The organism is Croceicoccus sp. YJ47, from assembly GCF_016745095.1.
GTDB lineage: Bacteria > Pseudomonadota > Alphaproteobacteria > Sphingomonadales > Sphingomonadaceae > Croceicoccus.
On record NZ_CP067087.1, the window covers coordinates 3,083,694 to 3,109,863 of the forward strand.

Below are 26,170 nucleotides of genomic sequence, written 5' to 3' on the forward strand. Positions count from 1 at the left end.
CGGCGTCTGGTTAGCTGAGGAGATTGGCAATCAGGTTCGGCTACTCTCGTGTGCCAATGCGATCGAAGCTGCGATCATGGTCCAAGCATTGAAGGAAGGGCGCAAGAGAGCGCGAGGCCACCGTAAGCTTACAGGTGTCTCTGATACAAGCTTCAAAGCCTTGAGCGCACGCGGGGCATATGTGACACAGCCCTATCGGATGGGGACTGTCGAACCGCTGCTGCGATTGGGACTCGTTGTTGGCACGAGTCAGCGGTTTAATATGTATCGTCTCGCGCCGTCGGGTGAACGAATTCTACAAAGCCTGAAGGGAGAACAGAACAAATTGAGAGCTTGGGCCACCGGCTCAAAGCTGACGCGACTCGCGCGGTTGGCTCCCGACGTCCCCTTACCGACTGGTTCTGCCAAGCTCCTCGAGAGACAATTGCGTGATTATGGTGATGCGCATCGGCGCAGAGCCCTTCTTGATCTTTCAGATGAAGTTCTGCGCCAGACAAACATTGAGAGCACGGAGCCCCCTGCAGGGATCGAGCAACCTCACTGGAATGACATTCGCAGCGGTGTGGCTTTGATCCAGCTTCGCGACGCTGCCCTAGACGTCATTTCCGCGATTGAAAACCGACTTACGTCAAGCCGACAAGCTGGCCTGACTGTGCACCAGGCAGCGCAGGCGGCTAGCAGCTCAATGGAGCTAACGGCAGTTCGGGCGAGTACAATGCTCGCTCGCGATGACACCAGCCCGGGTCAGCTAGCCCACGAATTTGCTCGAGCTTGCCGCTCACCGGCGGAGGACGCCGTAGCTGAGCTCGCGAAGCGCGACGGAACTGTGATCAGGCTGTTGCCGAATGGGCAGGTGGGCCTCGGCCCAGCTGGTGGACAGCTCGATACGAGAATGGACGACGAGGTAGAACAAGAAGGGCTTGGGCAGAACGATACGGTTATTCCTGAGCTTCCCAGGATCACCAATCTGTACGCGCTCAAGCGCGACCTGCAGCTCAGCATGGCGGATCATTGAGTGGAACGAACAACTATACTCAGTTGCTTCGCGCCTCCTGAAGGGTTCGAGGGCAATTTCGGATGGGTTTGCGGCTTCACCGCGAATGCTACAGTCTTGGAGGAGATGGCCGATCGGTTCACCTCCGGCGTGCGGCGGCGGCGCTCGTCACTCGCAGTCTTTTTGCATCCCACATCTTTCCACTATCCGGTCCTGCGCGGTGTCTCGGTTCCTTTCTGGCGTCCAAGTGCCAACAGGTCATTCAACCTGCTCCACGCAAAGGTGGCGCTGCTCCATTTTGTGGGTCAGCAAGGCTCTCGGCTGCGCCTAATCGTATCTACCGGGAATTGGACCTACGATCCAATGTCGACCAGCCTCGACATGTTCTGGATCGTCGAATGGGATGAATCTACTCCCGATCGCCAAGCTGCCTCCGACATCAGAGCCGCAGCGGCGATGTTTGTATGGCTTAGGCAGCTGTTTGATACGTCGGCTCTCGAGGCCGATTGGGGCCATGGAACACCTGAAAACGGACTGCAACGGGCTGTGAATCGCCTGCCTGCCAAGCGCCTTCCTCCCAGCCGTTTTTTGGACACGCGCAAGGATTCGTTGCAGGAGCAAGTTTTGAAAGGGCTCGCCCAGGCACCACGCAAGCGCAACCGCGTGCTCATGGGATCAGGGTACTTCGAAACGGGAGAGCAGGCCGATAGCGGCGTGTTGTCCGAATTTGTTCGACAGCTCTCGGAGCGCGGATTTGCCACCGCTAGGCCGCGCGTCGATGTCATACTGAACCACGACGCCTGTCAGGGGCTCGCCGCGCAGCGTCCGGAATTGGAGAAGCTTGAGTGGCAGTTCCGGCGCCCGTTTAGTCGCGACCTGCCGGGAGCTAAGCTCCACGCTAAGTTCATTTTCAGCGCGGGAGGATCGCAGAACTGCTCCAACCCGTGGTGCTACATCGGGTCAGGAAACCTTAGTCGCGTCGGTTTTACGCGTAGCGTCCGGAACGGCGGCAATCTGGAAGCAGGTGTCCTCTTCTTTCCTGAGGAACCTCTGACCTGGCAGGGAGATGGGGAAACGACCTTGTCCCGCCGGCTGCCAATCGATTTGAACAGCACGGTAGCGGTCGATGACCTTAAAGACGGGGATCCCTACCAAGCGCCGGCACCTGCCATCGCTCCCCCTCCGGTCAGTTACCTCGTATGGCGCAATGCCACTTTGCAGCTGCCCGATGGAGCGCCAAGCGACACTACCGTTACTGTTCGTGTCGGCAGCGAGTGGCTGCCCCTGCCACTTTCGATGCCTGATCCCCGCCCGACGGCCGTACTCGGCCCGTCGGGCGCGGAAGTCCCAATCCTCACCGACGGAGGTTTCATTCTTCCTCCCCCGGCGCCGAAACGAGTCGAGGATGTCCTGCACGAGCTTGCGATTTTTCCGCAAAGAACACCCCGTGAGCGCGATCGTGACCTCGCGCCCGACGATGCGGGTGATGAGGATTTTCCCAGTCCTGAGAATGCAGCGGCCAACTACCCGATAAGGCGGGCTATGGGCCTGGTCGCTAAAGTTACCGAATACCAGGGTGTGCGAACTCCTGCTGAGTGGGAGCGATGGACCAACCGGCTGGATGAGCTCCTCGAAGCGGTAAGCGAACCTGAAGGCGAAATGATCGCTGCCCTGCGCCAGTGCGGAATTGACCCCCTCTCCGCGCTGCTTGAGCCCATGTTCCAGCCAGCCGGCCTGTCGGCGGAGCAGCGAGATCGGCTCGTTCCGGTGATCGCGCGAATCCGCAAAAGCTGGCAGCTGGAACAATGCGCGTCGCTCGTACCGGTCAAAGGCAAAACTGCATGACGCTACAATGGACTGACGTTGCCGACCGCCTCGAGGAGACCGCCCTTGGTGATACCTTAGCCGATGGAACGATACTGCAAGATGGTCAGCGCGCGGCGCTCCTGGCCATCTGCGAGCGACTGCGCGGTGGTCAACGGGCGCTATTACTCGCCGACGAAGTGGGGATGGGCAAAACTCTCATCGCCGCTGCGCTGATCAAAGCCGTGCAACGCAGCGGCGGGCGAGCCGCGATCATCATACCGCCAGGCCTTGGAGCTCAGTGGCAGGCTGAGCTGAGACGATTTGACACAGCCGATCACACGTTATCTCCGCTGCGGTCCTATTGGGGCTTCATTCAGGCATATACCCGCGCAGAACACCTTTCAGATCGACAGCTTTTGCGCGAACGACGTGAGCGAGAGTTGGCGGATCGGCGCCTGCAGCTGCAGCTGCCTTCCGGGACCTGGGCACAGGAGCCTCTGCTATTGCTGTCGCACACCCTTGGCCGTCTCGTGCAAACGGAAGGTACTCAGACCGAGTATCAGGCGCTACTTGACGCTATCTTGAAGGTGCACGCAGGGACGCGCGCTTATCGTCGCGATCCGGCCAAAGCAGCCTATCAGAACGTTGCTCGCGCTGCCGCAGAGCGTATCCTCGCCGGGCTTTCCTCTCGCGAGCAGCGGCAGCTTTGCGAAGGTCTTACGCATCGAGCACCCGACCTTCGCAAGGTTGTCTGCTTTGCCATGGGACGCGCTCTGGGCAGGTTTGATCTCATCGTCATCGACGAAGCTCACAAGACTCGCGGCGCCGAGAGCTCCTTGTCACGCGTATTGGACGCACTGGTTTGGAAGTCAGAGACTGCGTTCCACCTAGGCATGACCGCCACGCCGGTTGAACTCGACCCCGAGCAATGGACAAACACGCTCGCTCGGTTGAGTGTTCGAAGCGAACATCTGACGGAAATGGCTGATGCGATCCAGCGTTACGATCGCGAGGTCCAGAACATTCAGGCTGACGAGGCCCTTACTTCGGATTTGGTCAACCGATATGCTGAAGCTTCCCGCATTTTACATGCTGCACTTGCGCCGTGGGTGTTGCGGCGAGACAAGCGAGAGGACCACCTGCTCCAGCGTTTCGGGAAAGTTTGTGGCTCGCATCGCGAGATTGTTCCCATCGAAGTGCCGATCTCGAAAATGCCCCTCGCATGGCGGCGGATCTTCCTCGCCAGCGAAGCGCTCTCCCAACTGCACGAAGAGCGCTTGAGTCCTCAAGATCGGCGGATGCGGCTGTCGTTGCCCAGCGGGCGCTATCTGCGTGACGTGGCTGAGGAAATGGCTCGATTGCAGGCATTTGACGACGAGATAATGCAGGATGATTCGCCAGGCGAGCCGATCGGTCCCTGGCAACGCCTTAGCCGCGAACTGCTTGGTGAGGAGGGCATCAGTCTGTTTGATCATCCGGCGGTAATCCGTACGGCTGAGGAAATCGAGCATGCCGTACGCGCGGGGCACAAGGTTCTCGTATTTGGCAGGTTCATCAAACCGATGCGCGCTCTCACATTCTTGCTCGACGCGCGTGAGATGGTTCGACGCCTCTGTGCCGAAGACAAAGTAGAAAACAGATGGCCTCAGGCTGCGCTTGGCGAGCTCGACAGTGAACGAGAAGCTGCGCTGAAGGTCGCGCTGAGCGACCCAGCCGTGAACACGCGCGGGCTCGATCGCAAGGCCGTGGATGAGCGCCTTCGCGAGCGCGCCAGCCGCTTTGAGGCAGCGCGCCGAGCCAATCTCGAAGCCATGCGCCGAGAACTTGTCGGCGACCCGGCAGCGGCCGACCTCAGAGAGTTCTGGCTTGCAGACGCTGGACGACGCGATGGCAACTCTGCGCTCCTAGCTGCGCTTGAAGATCAGCGCAGTTTCTCCGAGCGACATCAACCTTGGAGCAAAGACGCTTTGTTGGCGGCTTTTCGCTCCCTCGTTGGAGAAGTTACGATTGCGGACCAGGTGGACGATTCTGAAATTAACGTGAAGGCGCGGCTGGCGGAGCATCTGTTAGACTTCGCGGGCCGTGAAGGACACTTCGCCCGTTTAATGTATGGCGATACAGCACCACAAACGCGGCGGCTCTTGCAGGCAGCGTTCAATCGCGCAGGAAGCTGGCCGCAAGTTCTCGTGGCGCAATCACTCGTAGGACGAGAGGGCCTCAATCTCCACCAGGCGTGCCGAATGGTTGTGCTATTTCACCTTGAGTGGAACCCGGCCCACGTCGAGCAGCAAATTGGCCGTGTCGACCGGATCGACAGTAAATGGGCACGCGAAGCGGATGCCTATTTGGGCACAGAAAATACTTCGAGCCCACCACCAAAAATTATAATTCGTCCGGTCATTATATCTGGTTCCTATGATGACCATCATTGGTCCATACTCAAGCGCAGATGGGATAGCATGCGCGCACAGCTTAACGGCGATATCATATCAGAGGCTCAGGTTGATGCATCGGAACCAGAGCGGCAGGCACTGTTTGACAAGATCAGAACTGCAACGCCTACCTTCGCGCCACCTCCGCTGGCGAACCGCCAAAAGAGAGTGTGAGAATGCTACTATCTCGATCAACCTTCTAAAGGCCGGTCTGCTTGAGCGTCTGGTGGCGTACCTTCATCGACTTTGACGGGGGCGCGGAATGAATGATGCGAGGATCTGGATGAAGGAGCATCCGGCGTGAGGATTCAAGGCCAGCTAATCACCGCTGTCGATCTGGCCATTGCGAGTGGAATGGATCCGAAGCGCTTTCGAGTTGCCCTACGAGCCGCAAGTCTTGATTGGCATCCGAACAACGGACGTTGGGAGGTCGTGCGAGGGAGCGATGAGCACCAAGACATGGAACTGGTCATGGCGCAGCTAGGCGGAGCAAGTGGCAGGCTGCGATCGACGTCACAGGCTGCAAACGGCACGTCCGAAGTCGCAATTCGCGACGAGCAGTACGTACTGGATCTCTGCGACGCAGTTCTCGGGCTGAAGGCCGTCCGGCAGCACTGCTTTGAGTTTCTTACCGGCGATCCAGATCGGCGTGGTTACCGAAAGCCGCTGCCTGTCGACGGATTTTATCCTACTCTTGGCCTGGTCGTGGAATATCATGAGCGCCAACACCGCGAACGTGTCGGCTTCTTCGACGATAAGCCAACGGTTTCCGGCATTCCTCGCGGCGAACAACGCCGACGATATGATGAGCGCCGCGCCGATTTTCTGCCGAGGCATGGCTACAGTTTAGTCGTTCTCGAGGTAGATGAACCCACATTCTCCAAGTAAGTCGCTGATTTCGCTGTCGTAATCGTGATATTTCGCATATAAATCATGGCGTTGACGGCTGCGAGGGGCGCGTTTCATGGATCACCTGGAGGGTGCGGGCTTGGCGCGGGGAGATCGGGTTGATTTCGACCGCCGTGTGCGTCTGGAGTTCCGTGGTGCGCAGATCAGTTCAGACGGTGGCCTGCTGGTGATGCGCGAGCTTGATGACGTGCTCGGCCTGTCCAATCTGGCGTCGGAGGCGCTGCGAGACAGCCGCACCGGGAAGAACACGCTCCATCGGCTTGACGGATTGTTCCGGCAATCGGTGTTCGGACGACTGGCCGGATACGAGGATGTGAACGATGCCGACCGCTTGGCCCTCGATCCCGTGATGCGTCAGGTCGTTGGCGGCAGGGCCGTCGAGGCGCAAGCTGCTTCGGCATCGCAGATGGGACGGTTCGAGACCGAGACGCTGGCTCTGGCCGCGAACCGGGCGGCGCTGGCCGATCTGAACGGCCAATGGATCGACCGGTTTCATGACCGCAACGGGTTGAAATACATCGTGCTGGACATGGACAGCTCGGTCAGCCCCACCCACGGCGATCAGGAAGGTGCTGCCTGGAACGGGCATTTCGACTGCACCTGCTATCACCCCATCTTCTTGTTCAACCAGTTTGGCATGCTGGAGCGCTGCGCCCTGCGTAACGGCAATGTCCACAGCGCCGATGGCTGGCGGGATGTCCTTGATCCCGTCATTGCCCGATATGCTGGCCGCGACCTTGGTGGACGCTTCTTCCGGGCCGACGCTGCCTACGCGATCCCCGCGATCTATATGCGGCTGGAAGAAGCCAGGTTCTTCTACGCCATCCGTCTGCCCGCCAACGCCGTCTTGCGCGAGAAGATCGCGCATCGGCTGACACGGCCCGTGGGACGGCCTTCGCTGACCAAGGTCAAACGGTTCTTCGAGGACTTCGAGTATCAGGCGGCGTCCTGGGACAAGCCGCGCCGCGTCATCGCCAAGATCGAATGGCATCCGGGCGAGCTGTTCCCCAAAGTCGGCTTCATCGTCACCAACCTGCCGATGGAGCCAGACTGGGTGGTGAGGTTCTACAACCAGCGCGGCACCGCAGAGCAGCACATCAAGGAAGGCAAATATGCCTTTCGCTGGACGCGGCTGTCATGCCGGAAGTTCCGGCACAACGAGGTGCGGCTGCAACTGCACGCGCTGGCCTACAACCTGGCAACCTTCCTGCGCTGCATCGAACTGCCCGAGGCCATGGCGGACTGGTCGTTGACCAGCCTGCAACTCAAGCTGATCAAGATCGGCGCCCGCGTCGTCCGCCACGCCCGCGCCATTACCTTCCAGTTGGCCGAGGTCGCCGTCACCGGCCCGATGGTGCGGGCCGTCCTTGCCGCCATCCGCCGTCTTCGAACGCCTCCGTCATGCGCATGACCACGATCCATGCCCAAGCTGAACGAAAGCGGCAGGACAGGTCCGTCTGCCGCGCGGAAAAGCGGCTCTGCCGGGCCAGAATGCTGCGGGTTCGAGGCTTGATCCACCCGACTTCGGCCGTTTGCGCGACGACAGACACCGCTCGGGGCGAAAAACGCTTGCCCAGCGAGCAAAATCAGGCGATCTTGAAGTCAAGCGGCAGGCCACTTGGGGAATGTCGGTTACATCCGCACGCGTCTCAAGGCATGATCGCGTCAGAGGCGAAAGCATGCGATTTATCAGCGAAACGGAGAAGATATGACGAAGAGAAAGAGCGATGCGGCGAAGAAAATTAATAGTGCCCACTCGCGGAGGCCCAACAGTTTTACCGAGCTCTGCACGACGTTGGTTGCGTCACTGAGTTCGTCTGCGTGCCAGGCATGACGCACATGGGCGATTCCTACGGGCCGCTGTCGGCGCGGCGCGCACAAAACGTAGCATTGTTGGATTGGTTCGAGCGATTTCTATGACTCTCAAAAGCATCTTCCAAATATTCCTGCTGGCGCTGGCGATGCTGATCGCCGGCTATGTGCGCACGGCTATCAGCCCCCTGCAGGAGGCGATGCGCCTGTCCCTTCATCTATCCGACAATCAAATGGCCCTGTTGCAAGGACCGATCATTGGGGTTCCGGTGACATTAACAGCCATACCATTGGGTCTATTGATCGATCGCGCCAATCGCGCGCGGCTGCTCCTTGGTCTTGTGACAATCGCTGTTGCCGCTAATTTCGCCACCGCATTTGCGCGCGACTTCACACAGCTCCTCAGCACGCGAGCAATTGCCGGGGTGTCCGCGTTAGCGATCCTGCCCGTAGTTTATTCCTTAGTCGCCGACCACTTCGCGCCGCACCTGCGTGGTCGCATGATTACCGTCGCCACCATCGGACAAATTGTCGGCAACTCCATGGCTTTCGCCCTGGGGGGAGAACTTCTAGTGCTGGCGCAGGCCCACAGCGGGGACTGGCGCACGGCCTTGAGTTGGCTTGCCGCACCGGGCGTCGCCGTTGTGCTGCTCATGCTCTTGCTCCGCGAGCCTCCGCGCTTGGAGGAGGCTAAAGGGACGCAGACGATCGCTGGCGCGTGGGAAGAGTTGCGCCACACACGCACTCTTATCTTGATGCTTTCAGCCGGAATTATCTGCGCAGAAATTGCCATCGGAGCCATGATTATCTGGGCTAGTCCGATGTTCTCACGCACCTATGCCGCAGCGCCCGACGCGATCGGCTTTCTCATGGGCTCAGGCATGCTGATCAGCGGTGTATTGGGCCCAGTCATCGGGGGAGGCCTTGCCGACTACTGTCAACGCACGGGCGGCACTGGCCGAGCCTTGCTCTTTCTCGTGTTGCTAGCCGCCCTGGGCGCACCCGCAAGCTTGTTCGCATTTGCTCCGACTTTTTCTTGGGCGAGCGCTCTCTTGATGGTCTCGCTTACCCTGATGATTGGCGTGGCGATGATGGGCATCACGCTCGTGATGAATGTCGTTCCCGACCGTCTTCGCGGCCTCTGCATGTCCGTGCTCGTCGCAGCAATCCTGCTCTTTTCGCTGGCAGTAGCGCCACCGCTGGTTAGCGTTTTGTCCAACGTGCTCGGAGGGATCGACATGATCGGCAAAGCACTCTCCATCGTGTGTGTGGCCGCGGCACTCGGATCGACTTTCGCGTTCTTTCTGGCTCGCCGCTATTTTAAAGAAAGCGTTGGCGCGGCAGGCTCGACGGCGACGGGCACGGTCACCGCCCAATGATGCAGGTTTTTTCACTCGCCGGCGAACCGAAGTCCCGAGGTCTAGCGCACGGTCGCACACACGCTGCCGCGATAAAATCGTGGCTAGGCGCTTGGCTCAAAAGTTTGCAGGCCGCCGGCGTGGGCAATCCTGACGTCTACGCGCGGCGGTTTCTAGCCGAGTCCGGTCTAGTTGTTTGCATTGAGCACGACGCTCCCGATCTGCTCGAGGAGATACGGGGAACGTCTCTCGGCGCTAATGTCCCGTTCGATCTCGTGCTAGCGGCGCAGCTCATGGACGAGGAATGGGAGTATCGACGATCGCAAAATACTCGATTCACAAAACCCGAAAAATGCAGCACGCTGGCGATTGCTTCGGCGGGCTCGCCGGTCTGGATCGGTCAGAATATGGACCTCGGCGCGTGGACCGATGGCCACCAGGTCGTGCTGCACATCGCTGAGCCCGACGGCAATCCCGACGCCCTCGTTTTTTCTCTCGCAGGCATGATTGGGCTAATGGGCGTGAACGAATGCGGCCTCGCGGTAGCAGTTAACGCTCTTCCTGAACTATCAAGGTTGCGACCGGGCCTCCCCGTCGCATTCATCATTCGAAAACTGCTGCAGGCAACATCCCTGACGGACGCAAGCGCAGTCCTATTGGCTACTGAGCACGCAACCTGCCAGCATTACCTGCTTGCGGACCCGACAGGGCTGCGCTCCTTTGAAGTTGGCCATGACACAATCGTCGAACTCAGTGGCGCAACGGCGGATAGATTATTCCATACCAATCACGCACTCGCCCCGCAGCTTCAACAAGTGACTTCGACATATGATCAACTGAACAGCAAATGCCGCTTAACGTCGCTAAGCGACAGGCTCACAAGTGCAAAGCCAACATTGACCGTTATCCAGAATGCGCTCTGCGCGTCCGATCACGCAACTCACCCAGTTTGCCGGCCCCATCCGGGCGCGCAATCTCAGCACAATACCAACTTCACCACGGGCTCGATGATCGCTCGCCTGGAATTCAGGGTCGACCTTATATCCGCCTGGTTTAGCATCGGCCCGCCTGACCGGGACGGCTATCATGCTTTGCGGTTTGAAGATTAGAGGAGATGTTGCCGAGTGGGCCGCAGTTCATGGGGTTGTGGCTTCGCCGAACTCGGCGCAGATCGTTTTCAGTTCTTCGAACTCCGCCATGCCGTACTTCGACCCCTCCCGGCCGATCCCGGACTCTTTGCATCCCCCAAATGGCGCGAGCTCACTCGAAATAAGCCCTGTGTTCAATCCAACCATCCCGTAGTCGAGCGCATTTGAGACACGGTGCGCACGGTCAAAGTCTTTGGTGAAGAGATACGATGCAAGACCCGCGCTCGATGCATTGGCTAACTCAATCGCTTCACGTTCTGACTCAAAACGAACAAGACCCGCGACAGGCCCAAACGTTTCCTCGCTGCAGAGCAAGGCGTCTCGCGGCACCTCTGTGAGCACAGTCGGTTGAAAGAACTGCTTGCCCGCGGCATGACGTTCGCCTCCAAAGAGCAGAATCGCACCTCGCGCGCGCGCGTCTTCAACATGGCGAGCCACCTTGTCGACCGCCAAGTCATTGATGAGCGGTCCCTGAGTGACCTCTTCCCCGAAGCCGTCGCCAACCTTGAATGATCGCACAGCCTCAGCGAGCCGCTCGCTAAACTCTGCGTAAACCTTTCCCTGGACTACAAATCGATTGGCGCAAACACACGTTTGACCCGCGTTTCGAAACTTCGAAGCAACAGCGCCAGCCACCGCCTTCTCTAAGTCGGCGTCATGAAAGACAATAAATGGCGCGTTACCGCCAAGCTCCAGAGAAACGCGCTTAAGCGGATCCATGCATCTCGCCGCCAGCCTTTTGCCCACATTAGTGGAGCCTGTGAACGTAAATTTTCGAACTCTGAGGTCCGCAAGCAGAACCTCGCCGATCGGCGCCGGCGCACCACAAATGACGTTAAGCGCACCGGCGGGAATCCCCGCCTCCTCGCCCAACAGCGCCAACGCCAAAGCCGTGAACGGCGTCAACTCAGATGGCTTCAAGATGACGGTACAACCGGACGCAAGGGCCGGTGCAAGCTTCCGCGTCACCATCGCCGCCGGGAAATTCCAGATGAATTCGCACACGATAGAGCCAAGCGCCTGGTCAGGACCCCTGAAGATCAGGAGGTTATCAGCCGCCGCCTTTCAAGCTTTATCGGCTGATTAATGCATATCAGGGCAATGGTGCAAAATGGCTAATGAACCTCGCACCCCACGGCTTGCTGTCTTGATTGACGCAGATAATGCTTCTTCCCGGATCGCACCGCGCCTCTTTGAAGAGATTGCCAAGATCGGTGAGGCAAGTGTCCGCCGTATTTACGGCGATTTCTCCGGGACTAGGCTTAAATCGTGGGCTGACGTTCTCGCCACTCATGCGATCAAGGCGCACCAGAACTTTGCGTATACCAGCGGCAAGAATGCATCGGATATTGCTTTGGTCATCGACGCGATGGACCTTTTGCATACCGGTCGTTTCGACGGGTTTTGCCTTGTCTCTTCCGACAGCGATTTTACCGGACTCGCCTCGCGTATCCGTGAGCAGGGGATCGATGTCTACGGCTTCGGAGAGCAGAAAACTCCCGAGAGCTTCCGACAAGCGTGTCGCCGCTTCATCTACACCGAGAACCTGCTGCCAGAGGCGCCAACGTCAGATGAGCCAGGCCGACAGGATGCCCGTCCGGCTAGCGTAAAGAAGTCGCCCAAAGCTGCGGCACCTTTGATCCGAACTGCCATCTCACAGCTCGATGATGAAGGGGGCTGGGTGCCTCTTGGGCGGGTCGGCCAACGTCTTGCAGCGCTCGCCTCTGACTTTGACCCTCGAACCTATGGTGAAGGCAAGCTGAGCGACCTGGTCGAGAAGGCGGGGGGCTTTGAATCTCGCAGAACTGAGACAGGGCATTTGCAAATCCGGGTCTCTCCGTCTGGCAAGGCAGGCGAGGTTAAAGCAAGAAAGGCAACACCCGGATGAAAGTCCGGATTCATCCCCAGCGCCAACCAATGCCGGTCTGATGCCCTTTGAAACGTACGACCACTAATGTCGCATATGGATCGTATTAACACGCAATGAGCAGAAATCTTCGAACCAGCATCACTGATCCGATCCAGATTCCCACACTGTCAGCCGCGTCAGGACGCATCGGCATTTCCTTTTGTCCCGGAAAGCAAGGGCCTGCGCTCGCTGGCTATGAGTGGAAGCGTGACCTTGCGGCGGATCTGGACGCGGTGCGTGAGTGGGGAGCCGCCGCTGTCGTCTCTCTTATTGAAAAGCACGAAATCGAGCTGCTGGGGGTCGCAGATCTGGAGACTGCGGTTGGTGCTCGCGGGATGGAGTGGTTTCATCTCCCGATCCCCGACGTCAGGGCGCCTGGCGAGGAATTCGAGCAACGATGGCTCCAGTCCGGAGCCCGACTGCGCAGTCTCCTCACCAACGGGAAAAGCATCTTTATCCATTGCCGGGGAGGGCTGGGCCGTGCCGGCACAGTGGCAGCGAGACTGCTCATCGAACTCGGCATCACCGGCGCAGATACCGCAATCGCCAAAGTTCGACAGGTCAGGCCGGGCGCCATTGAGACGAAGGCACAAGAAGATCACCTGCGAGAGATCGAGCGTATCTATGATCGGTCCTATGGCTGTTTGGTTGGACTGGCGGTCGGAGATGCTGTGGGGACGACGCTCGAGTTCAAGCCGCGCGACAGCTATGCCCACATCACGGACATGGTCGGGGGAGGGCCGTTCGGCTTGGATGCGGGGACATGGACCGATGACACTTCCATGGCCCTGGCGCTCGGAGAAGCTCTTCTCGCCAGCGCGGCCAAGGGCTCGGCTTTTGAGCCGGGAGAAGCACAACGGCGTTTTGTCGATTGGTGGAGGAACGGCGCCTTCAGTCCCACGGGCAGTTGTTTCGATATCGGGATCGCAACCCGGCAGGCCCTTGCTCGGTTCGAGGAAACGGGCGACCCGATTGCCGGCTCGACCGATTCGTACTCGGCAGGCAACGGCTCACTAATGAGGCTCGCGCCAGTCGCGATCTGGGGGATACAGCAAGATCCCGCAGTAGTGACACGAGTAGCCCGCCTACAGAGCATGACCACGCACGCCGCAGATGCGTGCCTCGATGCCTGTGAAGCGTATGCACTGGTCTTGCGGGCGGCTATCCTAGGTGCCAGCTTTGAGGATGCTCTGGCGGTTCCCTCGGGTGAATATGGACCTGAGGTCGGTCCAATCATGGCCGGTAGCTGGCGCGGGAAAGCACGCGATCAGATTGCGAGCAGCGGATTCGTAGCGCACAGCCTCGAAGCAGCGATCTGGTCCGTGGCAAACACGACGAGCTTTGACGACGCCGTGCTGTTGGCAGCCAACCTCGGTGACGATGCCGACACTACGGCCGCAATTGCCGGGCAGTTGGCCGGCGCAATTTACGGCGCATCGTCGATCCGCCAATCATGGCTAGAAAAGCTGGCATGGCGCGAGGAAATTGAGACTCTCGCGCGTAAACTGGCGTTCCCGGCAGTCGCGCTCTCAAACTAACGTCGCGGCCGATACATGGCAGCGATCGGCGGCGTTGCTGTTCGGCCCGCATTGCTGCCCATGGGCACATAATGTGTCATGCTTGATGCCCTATCGCTGAATTAGCGGATAATGCGTCAGGTTTGACCCTTTACAGAAGGCCCCCGGCAGCGGGATCAGACGGCAGGCTTGGCCCAATTACCTACAACGGGATCTTGGTCCCAGAAATACGTACGGGGTCCAAGCCTGCCTCCTCCGGCTGGAGGAACCGCGGTTTCGATTTGTCTGGATCAAACGAGGCGCCCGTCTTCCACATTGCCATCATGATCACAGCGAGCTTCCTTGCGACGGCAACACGAGCCTTGAGAAATCCGATCTTTGTTGCCAGCTGGAGGCCCCAAGTACGCAATGAACTTTCGGTTTTGATTGTGCGAAGCAGCACGGTGGCTGCCGTGATTAGGTGCGACCTGGTCAGCTTGTTTCCGTAACGGCTGATCCGGCCGCGGCGCGCGGTGGCGCCGGATTGATACAGATTGGGCGTTAGGCCGAGATAAGGCCCGACATCTCGATTGCTTCTAAAGCGGTACGGGTCTCCGACGGCGCTGTAAAATGACAGCGCTGTAATTGTCCCAACGCCAGGAATCGTCTGAAATCTGGCGCAAACCGGGATGCTGGCGGCCATTGTGCGCATCTTTCGATCCATATCCCAGATATGAGAGCGCAGATCTTCTCCCATCCTGACCAGGGGATCCAAATCGACGCGGATCGTCACGCCGTTGGTCCTCAAAAGCCTGAGTTGGTTCGCGACTTCAGCTGCGAGCGATCCTCGCCCATTCAGGAGCTTGATACTGGCACCGTGCAATCTGAATATGGACTGGAGCAGCGCATCTGTCCTGGCTCGATGCTTTAGCAGGGTTCGACGGATGTTGATCATTATCCGGATGTCCTGGTGCTCCACCGGTTTGATGAAAACATAGGGACCGAAGGACTGCGCCAGTCGACCAAGCTCAGCGAGACCTTTGGCATCATTCGCATCAGTCTTTTGACGTCGGATCGCCAGGAATTTGCTTGATTTGCGAACGTCGACGACTTGAACGGGAAAGCCGAACGAACGGAGATCCCGAACCATTTGAGTGCCGACACCGGCCTCGATCGTAATAGACTGGACAGGCTCAACGCCGAACCCTCGAAGGATATCTCTTATCGGAGCAGCGCGGGTCTCAGTCATTGCCTCGAAGAAAACGTGTCCTTCGACATCGACGAGGCAGACCGCAGTCTCCAAGTGGCCGGCGTCGAGGCCGACCCAGTAGCGCAGGTGCCGTGGCATTGTGCTCCCGTACGACGTTTGTTTCTTTCGCTTGCCCTACTGACCTTGTCGGGGCTGTCCGACTAGGATTCGTCCTCCGGCATGTGATAGTGAGGTAGGAAATCGAAGGAGATGATAGGATGGGGCCGCGGGAGGCGTTGGATGGCCTAATCAGCGAGCGAGGAGAGACCTACGCATCGATTTCGCGCCTCCTCGGGAGAAACTCGGCATACATCCAGCAGTTCATTAAACGAGGTTCTCCAGTCCGCCTTGACCAAAGCGATATAGCGCTGCTGGCATTGCATTTTGACGTGCCCGTAGAGATGCTCGGTGGAAAGGAGGGGCCGACGGTCGGGCAGCGTTCGATAGTCAAAGTCCCCTTGCTGAACGGGACAGGTAACGATTCACGCTCACAATGGCGGCTGGTTGATGCGGCTTGGCTCGGTCGGCTGTGTGATCAGCCCGCCAGTGTCGCAATCTTGCCAATCGTTGGTGAGGCGATGGAGCCGACCCTCTGCAATGGCGACGAGGTTATGATTAGCCGAGTTCGCTTTCAGGAGAGCGTGCGTGAAGGCCTTTACGCCATCCGTGGGTCTTCTGAAATCTTCGTAAGGCGAATAGCGATCGACCCAACGAAGAACCGTCTGACCGTTCTTACCGACCACCCTGCATATCCGAGCTGGCAGGGCATCCAGCGCAAGGGCGTCGATATTGTCGGCCGGGTGATCTGGATCGGAGCTCGGGTGGCCTAGCTATCATTATGACACCGCGCTGCCTGAGGCTCTAAGCGGCCATCCCAGCGTGCGATGCCGCGCGGAGCAAGATGGGTAGCAGTCGCGCTGGCTGGAAGGTGAAACGACGACTCGCTCAAGCGCAGTCGGACAAAGCGCAGGCCATGAATCTTTCACCGTGAACGCTGATGTGCGGAGGCTGAGCAGCCGCAGTGCCGAATTAGCGCGCTGCTACCTAGAGAGCTACCTAGCACAAAAATGCTCTCAATCGCCCGATCCGGCGAGCTTAGTATCTGATTGAAAAGTAAGGGGAAGGTGGTGGACGCACTAGGGCTCGAACCTAGGACCCGCTGATTAAGAGTCAGCTGCTCTACCAACTGAGCTATGCGTCCACTCTGCCGCTTTGCAGGCAGGCCGCTCGCGGTCCGGAAGGTCCGATCCGCTGCGGGAGCGCCCCATATACACATTGTCGCAACGGTGAAAAGGGGGTTTTTCGTTTATCTAGTCGAAATTGCTGACTCGGCGCTGGCTCCACCGGTTCACCGCCATGATCAGGCCCACACAGATCATGATCGTCATCATTGATGAACCGCCATGGCTCATGAAAGGGAGGGGAATGCCCACAACCGGCGCCAGCCCCATCACCATCATGAGGTTGACCGCGGTGTAGAAGAAGATCGTTGCCGTCATCCCTGCGGCCAGCAGGCGGGAGAAGCGGTCCGGCGCCGCGATCGCCACCTTCAAGCCCCACCGCAACAGCAGGCCAAACACGAAAATGACGAAGAATCCGCCGGCCATCCCCCACTCCTCGGCCATCGTCGCGAACACGAAATCGGTATGCGGTTCGGGCAGATAGTTCAGATGGCTTTGCGTACCGTTACCGAATCCTTTTCCGAAGAATCCGCCCGATCCGATCGCGATCTGCGACTGCGTGATGTGGTATCCCGCGCCCAGCGGATCGCTCTCGGGATCGAGGAAGGTCAGCACGCGCTTTTGCTGATACGGGTGCAGGGCAAAGAAGAACAGCGCCGGGATTGCCGCCATTCCGGCCACACCGACGCTTATGAACCACGCCATCGGCAGCCCGGCGAGGAACATCACGACCACCGCCCCGAACATGATCGCGAGGCTCGTTCCAAGATCGGGTTGCAAGAGCACGAGCCCGACCGGAAGCCCGATCAGAACGGCAGGAGGAAGCAGCGATTTGAAATTCTGCACATGCCCGCCCGGGAGGAGATCATATAGGCGCGCAAGGATAAGGACGATGCCCGGCTTCATCAGCTCCGAAGGCTGCAACGTCATGAAACCGAGGTTGAGCCATCGCTGACTGCCGCCACCGACGAAGCCCATCGCCTCCACCGCCATCAACAACAGCACGAGCAGGATATAGACCGGCACGGCGATTGCCTTGATGAAGTCCATCGAAAAGCGCGAAATGACGAATGCCATCGTCAGAAATACGCCGAATCGAACGACATGGAGCAGCGACCAGGGCCACAAATTTCCGCCCGCCGCGGAATAAAGGACCGCCGCGCCGAACAGGACGAGCACGGTGAGCGGAAGGATTACACCCCACGGTTCGCGTGCGATAAAGGCGGGGACCGACGCGCGTGCCATCAATCCGTCGTCCCGGTGTCGGGCGTATTGGGCTCGCCGGCGGCGGCGTCCGCACCGGGATCGGGGTGTCGCCTTCGGGGGGGCCGGGGGCACCGGCGGCATCGACGGGGCTGGGGCTGGGTGCGGGGCGGCGGCCTTCCTCGACCGCGTCCTGAATCTCGCCCTGTTCCGGCTTTGGCGCCGCGCCGCCATACGCCTGCTCATAGGCGGCATATTTACGCGAGAGCCGTTCCTGCGCCGTTCCGCCCCAATCTTTTTCATAGTTATGAAGCACTTCGAGCGCTTTGTTCGCATCGAACAGGAAGGTCATGACATCGCGCGCCACAGGATAGGCGGAGGACGAACCGGCGCCGTGTTCGATCGCAACGGCACAGGCATAGCGTGGCTTGTCCGCCGGCGCGAAACAGATGAAATGCCCGTGGTCGCGATATTTCCACGGCACGTCGCGGCCCCCGCGTCCGTAAGCGAGCGAGACGACCTGCGCCGTACCGGTCTTTCCGGCAAGCTCGATCCCGTCGATCGGCAGGCGCGCGCGTCCCGCCGTGCCGGGGCCATTCACCACATCGCGCATCGCCTGTCGCACGACCTGAAGGTGTTCTTCGGGCAGGTTGAGCGAGGGCGCCGGCCGCGGCGCGTTTTCGAGGAGCAGGCGCGGCTGTATCCGCAATCCGCTGGCGATGCGGGAGGTCATCACCGCCTGCTGCAACGGGTTCACCAGCATGTAACCCTGTCCGATGGTGGCATTCACGGTGTCGAACGCCTGCCATTCCTTGTCGTATTTCTTCAGCTTCCACGCCGGATCGGGCACCGTGCCATAGGACTGGCTCGCGACGGGGAGGGGGTATTGATAGCCTAGCCCCAGGCGCCGGGCCATGTTCGCGATCCGCTCCATGCCGATGCGCTGTGCGAAATAGTAGAAATAGACGTCGCAGCTCTGATAAATGCCCTTCGCCATATTGGTGCGCCCATGGCCGCGCCGGTTCCAGCAGCGGAACACGCGATTGCCCACCCGCAGCCCGCCATTGCACACCACCGATTCCTCAGGGTCCAGCCCGCCTTCGAGGAAGGCCAGCGACACGAAGGGCTTGACCGTAGAACCGGGCGGATAAAGCCCGCTCAACACCTTGTTTCGCAAGGGAACATGGTCGTCTTCGGACAGCATCTTCCACTCGATACGGCCGATCCCGTCGGAAAAGCTGTTGGGATCGAAGCTGGGCATGGAGGACGCGGCGAGAATGTCGCCGTTCTTCAAATCCATGACGACGACCGACCCGGATTCGGGACCGAGCCGCCGCGCCGCGTAATCCTGCAACGGGCCGTCGATGGTGAGCTGTACCGGGTCGCCCTGCACATCCTCGCGCATGTCGAGATCGCGGACGATCTTGCCGCTCGCGGTGACCTCGGCCCGGCGTGCGCCCGGTTCGCCGCGCAGCGTATGCTCGAAATATTTCTCGACGCCGTCCTTGCCGATCTTGAACCCGGGCGTGATGAGCAGCGGCTCCGGCTCCTCCTCGTACTCCTCCGCCGACACCGTGCCGACATAGCCGAGCAGGTGGCCGACGGCGGGGCCGGTTGGGTAATAGCGCGAAAAACCGCGCTGCGGCACGACACCGGGAAGATCGGGCAGCCGAACCGACAACGCCGCGAACTGCTCCCAATCGACGCCGGTCGCGACCTCGACCGGGCGAAAACCGCTGGTCGACTCGATCTTGTCGCGAAGATCGGTAATGCCCGCCGGGGTGAGCGCCAGCACATCGCCCAGCACCTGCAACGTCTGATCGACGTCGACAATGCGGTCGGGAATGAGATCGACGCGAAAATCCGCCCGGTTGGAGGCAAGAGGCACACCGTCACGGTCGAGAATCCACCCGCGGCGCGGCGGGATCAGCGTGAGATCGACCCGGTTGCTCTCCGAGGCCAGCTCGTATTTCTCGTTCTGCGCCACGGCGAGATAGGTCATCCGCCCGGCCAGCAAAAGGCCGATGCCGCCCTGAACCGCGCCGATGAAGAAGGTCCGCCGGTCGAAGCGATTGTTGAGTTCGCCCGCGCTGACCCTCTGCTCCGGTTTTGCGACGCGCTTGCCAAAGCCGAACGCCATCAGCCGAGCACCTTCACGCGGGCGCGGCGAAGCATGTCGAGAACGGCAACGATGCGGGTGAAAAGCGGGAACATGATGAGCGACAACAGCAATTGCGGAACGATGAGCGAGGGATCGAACGGGCCACCAGCGAGCGCGGCGATGGCCATGGTCAGACAGAGATAGGAAGCGAAGGCGAGACTTGCCACCATCCAGTCCTGCCAGAACCCGCGCCACCGCGCCCAGTCGTCGACCATGTCCAGCACGATCATCGTGACGGACCACAGGAATATAGCACTGCCAAATGGCTGTCCGCTGTACAGATCGTCGATCAGGCCGAGCGGAAACCCGGCCCATACCGGCAGCAGGCCCGGTCGCAACAATTGCCAGCTCACCAGCAGCATGAAGGCGAGCGGTGGCACCACCGGCGCCGATGCGATGATCGGCGACAACGGGACGAGCGAGAGCATCGCCACGCTGATCCAGGGGACGATGGTCGCCAGAATGCGCGACGGCGCGCGATTGATGCGCCGCGAAAAAAGGCCCGATCCGGGCAGCCGGTCGCCGGCGAGGCTCATTCGCCGGGTGCGGGGCGCGGCGGTGGCAGGTCCGTCACCGGTTGCCAGATCGGCTGTATCGTGACGAATTCGGTCGCCGCCGGGTCCGAAATGATGCGCGCGACCGCACCGTCGCGCGTCACCTCCTTGACCACCGCGACGGGCACGTTGGGCCGGTACAGCCCGCCCGAACCCGAGGTGACGAGCACGTCACCCTTTTTCAGCGGGTTGATCCCCATCTCGATCAGCCGGACGATGAGCGTTCCGTCGGCCTGACCCTGTGCGAAACCGGCGACGTTTCCGCGGGTCCGGCGCACCGGCACGACGCTCTCGCTATCGGTGATGAGCAGGATGCGGGCGGTGCGCGAACCCACCTCCAGCACGCGGCCGACGAGGCCCGTCGGGGACCGGACCGGCTGCCCGACCATGACGCCGTCACGCTGTCCCGCGCCGACGAGGGCGAAGCGGCGGCTGCTCGTGGCGGTCGATCCGATGAGGCGGGAGGCGGCAATGGCGCGTCCGTCGGTTTCGCGCATGTTCAACACGCGCTTCAGCCTGCGATTTTCTTCCTCGATCGCCTCGGCCTGCGCAAGGCGGCTGCGGGCGACGCGCAGTTCCTCGCGCAGGGCGGCGTTCTTGCTCCCTGCCTCGATATAGCCGGCGACCACGTCGATCACCGACTTGCCGTTGGAGCGTCCGATGGCCGATGCCTGCCCGACAGGTTCGGCAACATCGGTGGCCGCGGTGCGGGCAAAGGCAAACGCGGAGGGGTGGAACAGGGATACGACCAGCAGGACAAGACCCAGCATCCCGCCCACCACGGTCGCGACATAGCTCGTGAAAATTGAGAACTGCGCCCTTTTGGAAAATCCCGGACGCCGATCCATCGGCGGCGCCATCTGTCCGCTCCCTCCTAGTTAGTGCGTGCGACGCCCCGGTTCAGGCCGTCTCGAGCACGCCGCGATACACGGCCTCTTCCAAGGCGCGACCGGTGCCCAGCGCCACGCAGGACAGCGGATCTTCGGCCACGGTCACCGGCAGGCCGGTTTCCTCGCGCAGATATTCGTCCAGCCCGGCAATCAGCGCGCCGCCCCCGGTCAGCACGATGCCCTGATCCACGATGTCCGCTGCAAGTTCGGGCGCCGTGTTTTCGAGCGCGATGCGCACCGCCTCGACAATGGCGCCGATCGGTTCGGACAGTGCTTCGGCGATATTCGCCTGGTTGATCGTGATTTCCTTCGGCACGCCGTTGACGAGATCGCGGCCACGAATGTGGATCTTCGCGCCTTCGCCGTCTTCGGGAATGATGGCGGTGGCATAGCTCTTCTTGATACGCTCGGCCGTCGACTCGCCGATGAGCAGGTTGTGATGCCGGCGGACATAGGAAACGATCGCCTCGTCCATCTTGTCGCCGCCGACGCGGACGCTGGTGGTATAGGCCAGCCCGCGCAGGGACAGGACCGCAACCTCCGTCGTGCCGCCGCCGATGTCGACGACCATCGATCCGACCGGTTCGGTGACGGGCATGCCGGCGCCGATCGCGGCGGCCATCGGTTCGAGGATGAGATAGACCTGACTCGCCCCCGCATTCGACGCCGCATCGCGGATGGCGCGCCGCTCGACCGAGGTCGAACCGCTCGGCACGCAGATGACGATTTCGGGGTATTTCAGGATGTTACGCTTGGAATGCACCTTCTTGATGAAATATTTGATCATCTGCTCGGCGACTTCGATATCGGCGATGACACCATCGCGAAGCGGGCGGATCGCCTCGATCGTGTCGGGCGTCTTGCCCATCATCATCTTGGCGTCGTCGCCGACGGCTTTCACCTTCTTGATGCCGTTCATCGTTTCGATCGCCACGACCGACGGTTCGTTCAGCACGATGCCGCGCCCCTCGACATAGACCAGCGTGTTCGCCGTGCCGAGATCGATCGCCATGTTCTGCGAACCGAATTGAAAAAGGCGGGAAAAGAATGAAGCCATAGTGAAAATCGTTTCCGTGAAATCTACTGCTGCGCCAGCCGGGTCCATCGCATGGCCGACAGGCGACCGCAATCGTGGACTCGCGCATCGCCCTAGACGATACCGGGGCGGTAAGGGAAAATCTTTTTAACCTTCCCGCCAAGCTTTTTCCACAGGGGCCAACTCGATATTCACAACAGTTGGCGCTACGACGATGCGGATTATGGCCCGCATCCGTCGCCTTCCCGAAAGCCTGATCAATCGCATCGCCGCGGGGGAGGTGGTCGAACGCCCGACCGCCGCGCTTAAAGAGCTGGTGGAGAACGCCATCGACGCGGGCGCGCGACAGATTACCGTCACGCTGGAGCAAGGCGGACTGACGGGGATCGAGGTGACCGACGACGGCATCGGCATGGCGCCGGACGATATCGCGCTCGCACTCGAACGGCATGCCACGTCGAAATTGCCGGACGAGGCGATCGAGGAGGTCGCGACTCTTGGCTTTCGCGGGGAGGCGCTTCCATCCATCGCCAGCGTCGCGCGCCTGACCATCGAAAGCAGGCCGCGCGCCGCGTCGCAGGGCTGGCGCCGCGTGGTCGATCACGGCGAAACCATCGCGGACGAGCCCGCCGCGTTGCCCCCCGGCACCCGCATCCGGGTCGAGGACGTGTTCGCCAAGGTTCCCGCCCGCCGCAAGTTCCTGCGCAGCGCACGCAGCGAATATGGCGCCTGTCACGACATCATGCGCCGCCTCGCCATGGCGCGTCCGGAAATCGGCTTTACGCTGAGCAATGAGGGACGCCGCATTTTCGCCGTGCAGCCGGACGAGGATCTGCCCACGCGGGTCAGCCGCCTGATCGCGCGGGAGCTTGCCGACAATGCGGTCGCCATCGACTTCACGCGCGGACAGGTGGACGAGCCGGTGCGGTTGACCGGGCTGGCCGGCCTGCCGACGTATAATCGCGGCGTCGCCGATCATCAGTATCTCTTCGTGAATGGCCGTCCGGTGAAGGATCGCCTGCTGACTGGTGCGGTGCGCGGTGCCTATGCTGACATGCTGGCGCGTGACCGGCACGCGGTGCTGGCGCTGTTTCTCGACATACCGACGCATCTGGTCGACGTGAACGTGCACCCTGCAAAGACCGAGGTGCGCTTTCGCGATCCGCAGGCCATTCGCGGCATGATCGTGAGCGGCCTTCGCCAAGCGCTCGACACCGGCGACCGGCGAAGCGCACAGGCGCCGTCGCAAACCGCGATGCGCGCATGGCAAAGCGAGCCGTGGCAGGCCGATCTCCCGGCGCAGACCGATGTCACGAGAGGAAGCGCGTTTACGGTGCAGGAAAGCGTGGCCACTTTCGGGGCCTTCCCCACGGCGGACGCACGACCCCACGGTCCCGCCGGCGCCATCGCCGCGCCCGTGTTCGAACCGCAGGGCCGCGCCGAACCCGCCGAGGAAGCGCCGCAGGATGCCGCCCGTTTTCCCATGGGCATCGCCCGCGGACAGGTCGCCGAAACCTATATCGTCGCGGAGGCGGAGGACGGGCTCGTCCTCGTCGATCAGCATGCCGCCCATGAACGGCTCGTGCTCGAACGATTGCGGGCCGCCGGGGCGGAGGAGGGCGCGCGCCGTTCGCAGGCGCTGCTCATCCCGCAGGTCGTGGAACTCGACGAAACCGATTGCGACCGCATCGAAGGCGCCGCCGAAAAGCTGGGCACGCTGGGCCTGGTGGTGGAGCGGTTTGGTCCGGATGCGATGCTGGTACGCGCCATGCCGGGCGCCATTCGCGGCGGCGATCCGGCGAAGCTGTTGCAGGATATTGCCGACGATATCGCGGTGAACGGCGATGCGCTCCTGCTTGAGGAACGGCTCGATCTCGTGCTGGCGACGATGGCGTGCCATGGTTCGGTGCGGGCAGGGCGGCGGCTCAACGTCGCGGAGATGAACGCCTTGCTGCGCGAAATGGAGCGGACGCCGCGATCGGGTCAGTGCAATCACGGCCGCCCGACCTGGGTCAAGCTGTCGATGGCGGACGTGGAAAAGCTGTTCGGACGGAAATGAGGGAGAATACCGCGATGAAGACCCCACGGCACCATTTCCCGCGCGCCGCGGCAACCGTTATGCTTGCCGCGCTCCTTGTCGGGTGCGGCGACGGCGCATCGTCCGACCCGGCGCAGGACGCGGCCTATGTCGCGAAGATCCGCGCCACCCACGACACGCCGCCGGTCATGCCGATCGCACCGCAGCGGATCAGCTATGGCGATGTCGAGGAGAACAATCTGTTCGGCGTGTCCTGCGCCTTTGCACCGGGCAACGGCATGGCGGTGATGATGATGGCGATGCCGGACCGAGCCTATATGAAGCTGGACGGCGAAATCGTCAGCTTCGCTGCGGACAAGGGCTCGGCCCGGATGCCGCTCGGCACATGGGCGCAATATGATGGCCGCGAATATGCCATCCGCATCGCGCAGCCCGAGGGCGAGGGGCCACAGGACGGCATAGCGCGGGTCAGCTGGACCGGTTCGATCGCGGTGCTCGACGGCAAAAACCGCCCGGTTTATGAAGAAACCGGAACGTTACAATGCGGGAGCTGAGCGCGCGGGGGCCGCGTCCCGTGGCCTGCGTCCGAACAGGGCCGCGGAACGATAGCGGCATACCGGAATGTCGTCCTGATTGAATAGTTGCACCGCCATGCTGACCAATCCGGCCTCGGGCATCGACTTGCTGTCGCGCGTATCGACGATTTGCGTTTCACAACGCAGCGTATCACCGGGATAGACGGGCCGGGTCCAGCGAAGCTCGTCCACACCCATTCCCGCGATCATGGCGCGCCCGGTTTCGCGATAATGATCGACGATCATGCGCATGCTGATCGCCGCGGTGTGCCATCCGCTGGCCGCGATGCGCCCGAACATGGAATCGCGCGCCGCGTCGTCCGAAAGGTGAAACGGTTGCGGATCGAATTGCGAGGCAAAGGCGATGGCCTCGTCCCTCTGCACGCGATAGGAGCCGAAGCGCTCCTCCTCGCCAACATTCATATCTTCGAAATAGAGCATCGTGTTTCGCTTTGTTTCGCAACGCCCGCGTCCGGTGATCGCCTTGCCGCGCCGCCCCACGCCTGCCGACCGGCGGGCATGGGGCGACGCGCCAGAGGATCGCGACGGATCAGAGGCGGTAGGCGGGCTTCAGCCCATCGGGGCCGAGGTCGGGCACCGTGCGATAGCGCGCCATCACGAGGCTGAAGACGCCGAAGAGCAGCAGGCCGATCGCCACGAGCGTGAACCAGATGCCGTCATCGCGAAGCGACGCAACCGCAGCGCCCAGCGATTTCACCTGCGAAGAGCTGTCGAACCAGGCCGACTGCATCAGCGACCAGCCGATGACCACGAACACCACGGCACGCGCGGCATAGCCCGCATGACCGAGATATTTGGTGAAATCCGGCGCCCGGCCCGAAATGCGGTTCATGAAATCGCCGGTGATCGCCTTTTTGCCCTGCATGACGCCGGCAATCAGAAAGCCGAGGCCCACGATGCCGATGATCGCGGGGCCGAACCCCATCGACAGGACGGTGCCGGTCGCCTCTTCGGCGCCGCTGGTGCCGCCCGACGATTGCTTGTTGCCCTGCGCGAACTGAAACGCGGTATAGGCGAGCACGAGATGCGCGATGCCGCTCGCGCCATGGCCGACGCGGTGGGCGATGCCCTTCTTGTCGCTGCCGTAATGTTCGATGTCGAACAACGGGCTGCTCAACCGGTACAGCGCATAGCCCAGCAGGCCGAGCGCGCACAGGTACAGGATCGGCGTGCCGAACGGAATGTCCTGCAGATAATCGAACGCGCCGCTCGCGCCATCATCGGCCTGGCTCTGTCCGGTGGTGGACAGGAACAGATAACCGATGAGAATATAGACGACGCCGCGCGCGGCAAAGCCGAGACGCACGAGCCAGCGAAATTTTTCGGACTTGTCTACCATTGTCAGTACCCCTTCTGATGGTGTGACAACGGTGGTGGCCCGAAATGGTGCCCGCTGGC

20 protein-coding genes, 1 tRNA gene and 1 pseudogene are annotated in these 26,170 nt (G+C 61.0%); 12 read left to right on the forward strand and 10 right to left on the reverse strand.

Features of this window, described 5'->3' with window-relative positions:
* Positions 1-181: 181 nt before the first annotated feature.
* The 7 genes from JD971_RS15075 to JD971_RS15105 all read left to right on the forward strand — a co-directional run bounded on the left by JD971_RS15075 (position 182) and on the right by JD971_RS15105 (position 10,420).
* On the forward strand, positions 182-1,015 hold the full coding sequence (locus JD971_RS15075) for a hypothetical protein (protein WP_202084653.1): 834 nt from the start codon (positions 182-184) through the stop codon (positions 1,013-1,015).
* A 105-nt stretch (positions 1,016-1,120) separates the two neighbouring features.
* Positions 1,121-2,839 carry a hypothetical protein gene (locus JD971_RS15080; RefSeq protein ID WP_202084655.1) on the forward strand — a complete coding sequence of 573 codons (1,719 nt, stop codon included), beginning with the start codon at positions 1,121-1,123 and terminating at the stop codon, positions 2,837-2,839.
* Positions 2,836-5,406: a DEAD/DEAH box helicase family protein gene (locus tag JD971_RS15085; protein ID WP_202084657.1), complete on the forward strand. Its 2,571-nt coding sequence runs from the start codon at positions 2,836-2,838 to the stop codon at positions 5,404-5,406. The genes JD971_RS15080 and JD971_RS15085 overlap by 4 nt, the downstream gene beginning before the upstream one ends.
* Positions 5,407-5,532: 126 nt before the next feature.
* Positions 5,533-6,120, forward strand: a complete 588-nt coding sequence (locus JD971_RS15090; RefSeq protein ID WP_202084659.1) for a hypothetical protein — start codon at positions 5,533-5,535, stop codon at positions 6,118-6,120.
* Positions 6,121-6,196: 76 nt separating this feature from the next.
* On the forward strand, positions 6,197-7,552 hold the full coding sequence (locus JD971_RS15095; protein ID WP_012112698.1) for an IS1380-like element ISPme1 family transposase: 1,356 nt from the start codon (positions 6,197-6,199) through the stop codon (positions 7,550-7,552).
* A 505-nt stretch (positions 7,553-8,057) separates the two neighbouring features.
* The gene (locus JD971_RS15100; RefSeq protein WP_202084661.1) at positions 8,058-9,332 is read left to right on the forward strand and encodes an MFS transporter; all 1,275 of its coding nucleotides are present in this window, start codon (positions 8,058-8,060) and stop codon (positions 9,330-9,332) included.
* Positions 9,332-10,420, forward strand: coding sequence for a C45 family peptidase (locus JD971_RS15105; RefSeq protein ID WP_236672402.1), 1,089 nt, complete (start codon positions 9,332-9,334; stop codon positions 10,418-10,420). The genes JD971_RS15100 and JD971_RS15105 overlap by 1 nt, the downstream gene beginning before the upstream one ends.
* 27 nt (positions 10,421-10,447) lie before the next feature.
* Here the strand turns inward: JD971_RS15105 and JD971_RS15110 are convergent, their stop codons facing one another.
* On the reverse strand, positions 10,448-11,503 hold the full coding sequence (locus tag JD971_RS15110; protein ID WP_202087748.1) for an NAD-dependent succinate-semialdehyde dehydrogenase: 1,056 nt from the start codon (positions 11,501-11,503) through the stop codon (positions 10,448-10,450).
* A gap of 67 nt (positions 11,504-11,570) precedes the next feature.
* Here JD971_RS15110 and JD971_RS15115 point away from each other — a divergent pair, with 67 nt between their 5' ends.
* Together JD971_RS15115 and JD971_RS15120 are read left to right on the forward strand one after the other, a co-directional pair.
* Entirely contained in the window at positions 11,571-12,347 is a 777-nt protein-coding gene (locus tag JD971_RS15115; protein ID WP_202084665.1) for an NYN domain-containing protein, read from the forward strand.
* Between the two features lie 95 nt (positions 12,348-12,442).
* Positions 12,443-13,906, forward strand: a complete 1,464-nt coding sequence (locus JD971_RS15120; protein ID WP_202084667.1) for an ADP-ribosylglycohydrolase family protein — start codon at positions 12,443-12,445, stop codon at positions 13,904-13,906.
* Between the two features lie 181 nt (positions 13,907-14,087).
* On the opposite strand, the gene JD971_RS15125 is transcribed toward JD971_RS15120, so the two are convergent.
* Positions 14,088-15,212, reverse strand: a complete 1,125-nt coding sequence (locus JD971_RS15125) for an IS110 family transposase (RefSeq protein WP_202084669.1) — start codon at positions 15,210-15,212, stop codon at positions 14,088-14,090.
* Positions 15,213-15,331: 119 nt separating this feature from the next.
* On the opposite strand from JD971_RS15125, the gene JD971_RS15130 reads away from it, so the two are divergent.
* A complete protein-coding gene (locus JD971_RS15130; RefSeq protein WP_202084671.1) occupies positions 15,332-15,943 on the forward strand; it encodes a S24 family peptidase in 612 nt (203 codons plus the stop codon).
* 295 nt (positions 15,944-16,238) lie between these two features.
* Here the strand turns inward: JD971_RS15130 and JD971_RS15135 are convergent.
* The 6 genes and pseudogenes from JD971_RS15135 to JD971_RS15160 all read right to left on the reverse strand — a co-directional run bounded on the left by JD971_RS15135 (position 16,239) and on the right by JD971_RS15160 (position 22,159).
* Positions 16,239-16,314, reverse strand: a tRNA-Lys gene (locus tag JD971_RS15135).
* A gap of 109 nt (positions 16,315-16,423) precedes the next feature.
* A complete protein-coding gene (rodA, locus tag JD971_RS15140; RefSeq protein WP_202084673.1) occupies positions 16,424-17,539 on the reverse strand; it encodes a rod shape-determining protein RodA in 1,116 nt (371 codons plus the stop codon).
* 28 nt (positions 17,540-17,567) lie between these two features.
* Positions 17,568-19,637, reverse strand: a pseudogene (gene mrdA, locus JD971_RS15145) (penicillin-binding protein 2); the annotation flags it as partial.
* Positions 19,637-20,194, reverse strand: a complete 558-nt coding sequence (gene mreD / locus JD971_RS15150; protein ID WP_202084675.1) for a rod shape-determining protein MreD — start codon at positions 20,192-20,194, stop codon at positions 19,637-19,639. The gene mreD and the pseudogene mrdA, both read right to left, overlap by 1 nt.
* Complete coding sequence (gene mreC / locus JD971_RS15155; protein ID WP_202084678.1) at positions 20,191-21,072, reverse strand: rod shape-determining protein MreC; 882 nt, start codon at positions 21,070-21,072, stop codon at positions 20,191-20,193. Before mreC ends, mreD begins: the two co-directional genes overlap by 4 nt.
* Positions 21,073-21,112: 40 nt before the next feature.
* On the reverse strand, positions 21,113-22,159 hold the full coding sequence (locus tag JD971_RS15160) for a rod shape-determining protein (protein ID WP_202084680.1): 1,047 nt from the start codon (positions 22,157-22,159) through the stop codon (positions 21,113-21,115).
* 202 nt (positions 22,160-22,361) lie between these two features.
* Between JD971_RS15160 and mutL the strand changes: the two genes are divergently transcribed.
* Positions 22,362-24,197, forward strand: a complete 1,836-nt coding sequence (gene mutL / locus JD971_RS15165) for a DNA mismatch repair endonuclease MutL (protein ID WP_202084682.1) — start codon at positions 22,362-22,364, stop codon at positions 24,195-24,197.
* Positions 24,198-24,211: 14 nt separating this feature from the next.
* Entirely contained in the window at positions 24,212-24,730 is a 519-nt protein-coding gene (locus tag JD971_RS15170) for a hypothetical protein (RefSeq protein WP_202084684.1), read from the forward strand.
* Here JD971_RS15170 and JD971_RS15175 read toward each other — a convergent pair.
* Complete coding sequence (locus JD971_RS15175; RefSeq protein ID WP_371809667.1) at positions 24,713-25,252, reverse strand: MaoC family dehydratase; 540 nt, start codon at positions 25,250-25,252, stop codon at positions 24,713-24,715. The genes JD971_RS15170 and JD971_RS15175 overlap by 18 nt on opposite strands.
* A gap of 49 nt (positions 25,253-25,301) precedes the next feature.
* Positions 25,302-26,111 carry a DUF1206 domain-containing protein gene (locus JD971_RS15180; RefSeq protein WP_202084688.1) on the reverse strand — a complete coding sequence of 270 codons (810 nt, stop codon included), beginning with the start codon at positions 26,109-26,111 and terminating at the stop codon, positions 25,302-25,304.
* Positions 26,112-26,170 lie beyond the last annotated feature (59 nt).

Bases quoted from the DNA above. Each gene is read 5' to 3' on its own strand.
- JD971_RS15080 (WP_202084655.1), top strand. From the start codon at position 1,121: ATGGCCGATCGGTTCACCTCCGGCGTGCGGCGGCGGCGCTCGTCACTC.
- JD971_RS15085 (WP_202084657.1), top strand. From the start codon at position 2,836: ATGACGCTACAATGGACTGACGTTGCCGACCGCCTCGAGGAGACCGCC.
- JD971_RS15095 (WP_012112698.1), top strand. From the start codon at position 6,197: ATGGATCACCTGGAGGGTGCGGGCTTGGCGCGGGGAGATCGGGTTGAT.
- JD971_RS15100 (WP_202084661.1), top strand. From the start codon at position 8,058: ATGACTCTCAAAAGCATCTTCCAAATATTCCTGCTGGCGCTGGCGATG.
- JD971_RS15105 (WP_236672402.1), top strand. From the start codon at position 9,332: ATGCAGGTTTTTTCACTCGCCGGCGAACCGAAGTCCCGAGGTCTAGCG.
- JD971_RS15115 (WP_202084665.1), top strand. From the start codon at position 11,571: ATGGCTAATGAACCTCGCACCCCACGGCTTGCTGTCTTGATTGACGCA.
- JD971_RS15120 (WP_202084667.1), top strand. From the start codon at position 12,443: ATGAGCAGAAATCTTCGAACCAGCATCACTGATCCGATCCAGATTCCC.
- JD971_RS15125 (WP_202084669.1), bottom strand. From the start codon at position 15,212: ATGCCACGGCACCTGCGCTACTGGGTCGGCCTCGACGCCGGCCACTTG.
- JD971_RS15130 (WP_202084671.1), top strand. From the start codon at position 15,332: ATGGGGCCGCGGGAGGCGTTGGATGGCCTAATCAGCGAGCGAGGAGAG.
- rodA (WP_202084673.1), bottom strand. From the start codon at position 17,539: ATGGCACGCGCGTCGGTCCCCGCCTTTATCGCACGCGAACCGTGGGGT.
- mreD (WP_202084675.1), bottom strand. From the start codon at position 20,194: ATGAGCCTCGCCGGCGACCGGCTGCCCGGATCGGGCCTTTTTTCGCGG.
- mreC (WP_202084678.1), bottom strand. From the start codon at position 21,072: ATGGCGCCGCCGATGGATCGGCGTCCGGGATTTTCCAAAAGGGCGCAG.
- JD971_RS15160 (WP_202084680.1), bottom strand. From the start codon at position 22,159: ATGGCTTCATTCTTTTCCCGCCTTTTTCAATTCGGTTCGCAGAACATG.
- mutL (WP_202084682.1), top strand. From the start codon at position 22,362: ATGGCCCGCATCCGTCGCCTTCCCGAAAGCCTGATCAATCGCATCGCC.
- JD971_RS15170 (WP_202084684.1), top strand. From the start codon at position 24,212: ATGAAGACCCCACGGCACCATTTCCCGCGCGCCGCGGCAACCGTTATG.
- JD971_RS15180 (WP_202084688.1), bottom strand. From the start codon at position 26,111: ATGGTAGACAAGTCCGAAAAATTTCGCTGGCTCGTGCGTCTCGGCTTT.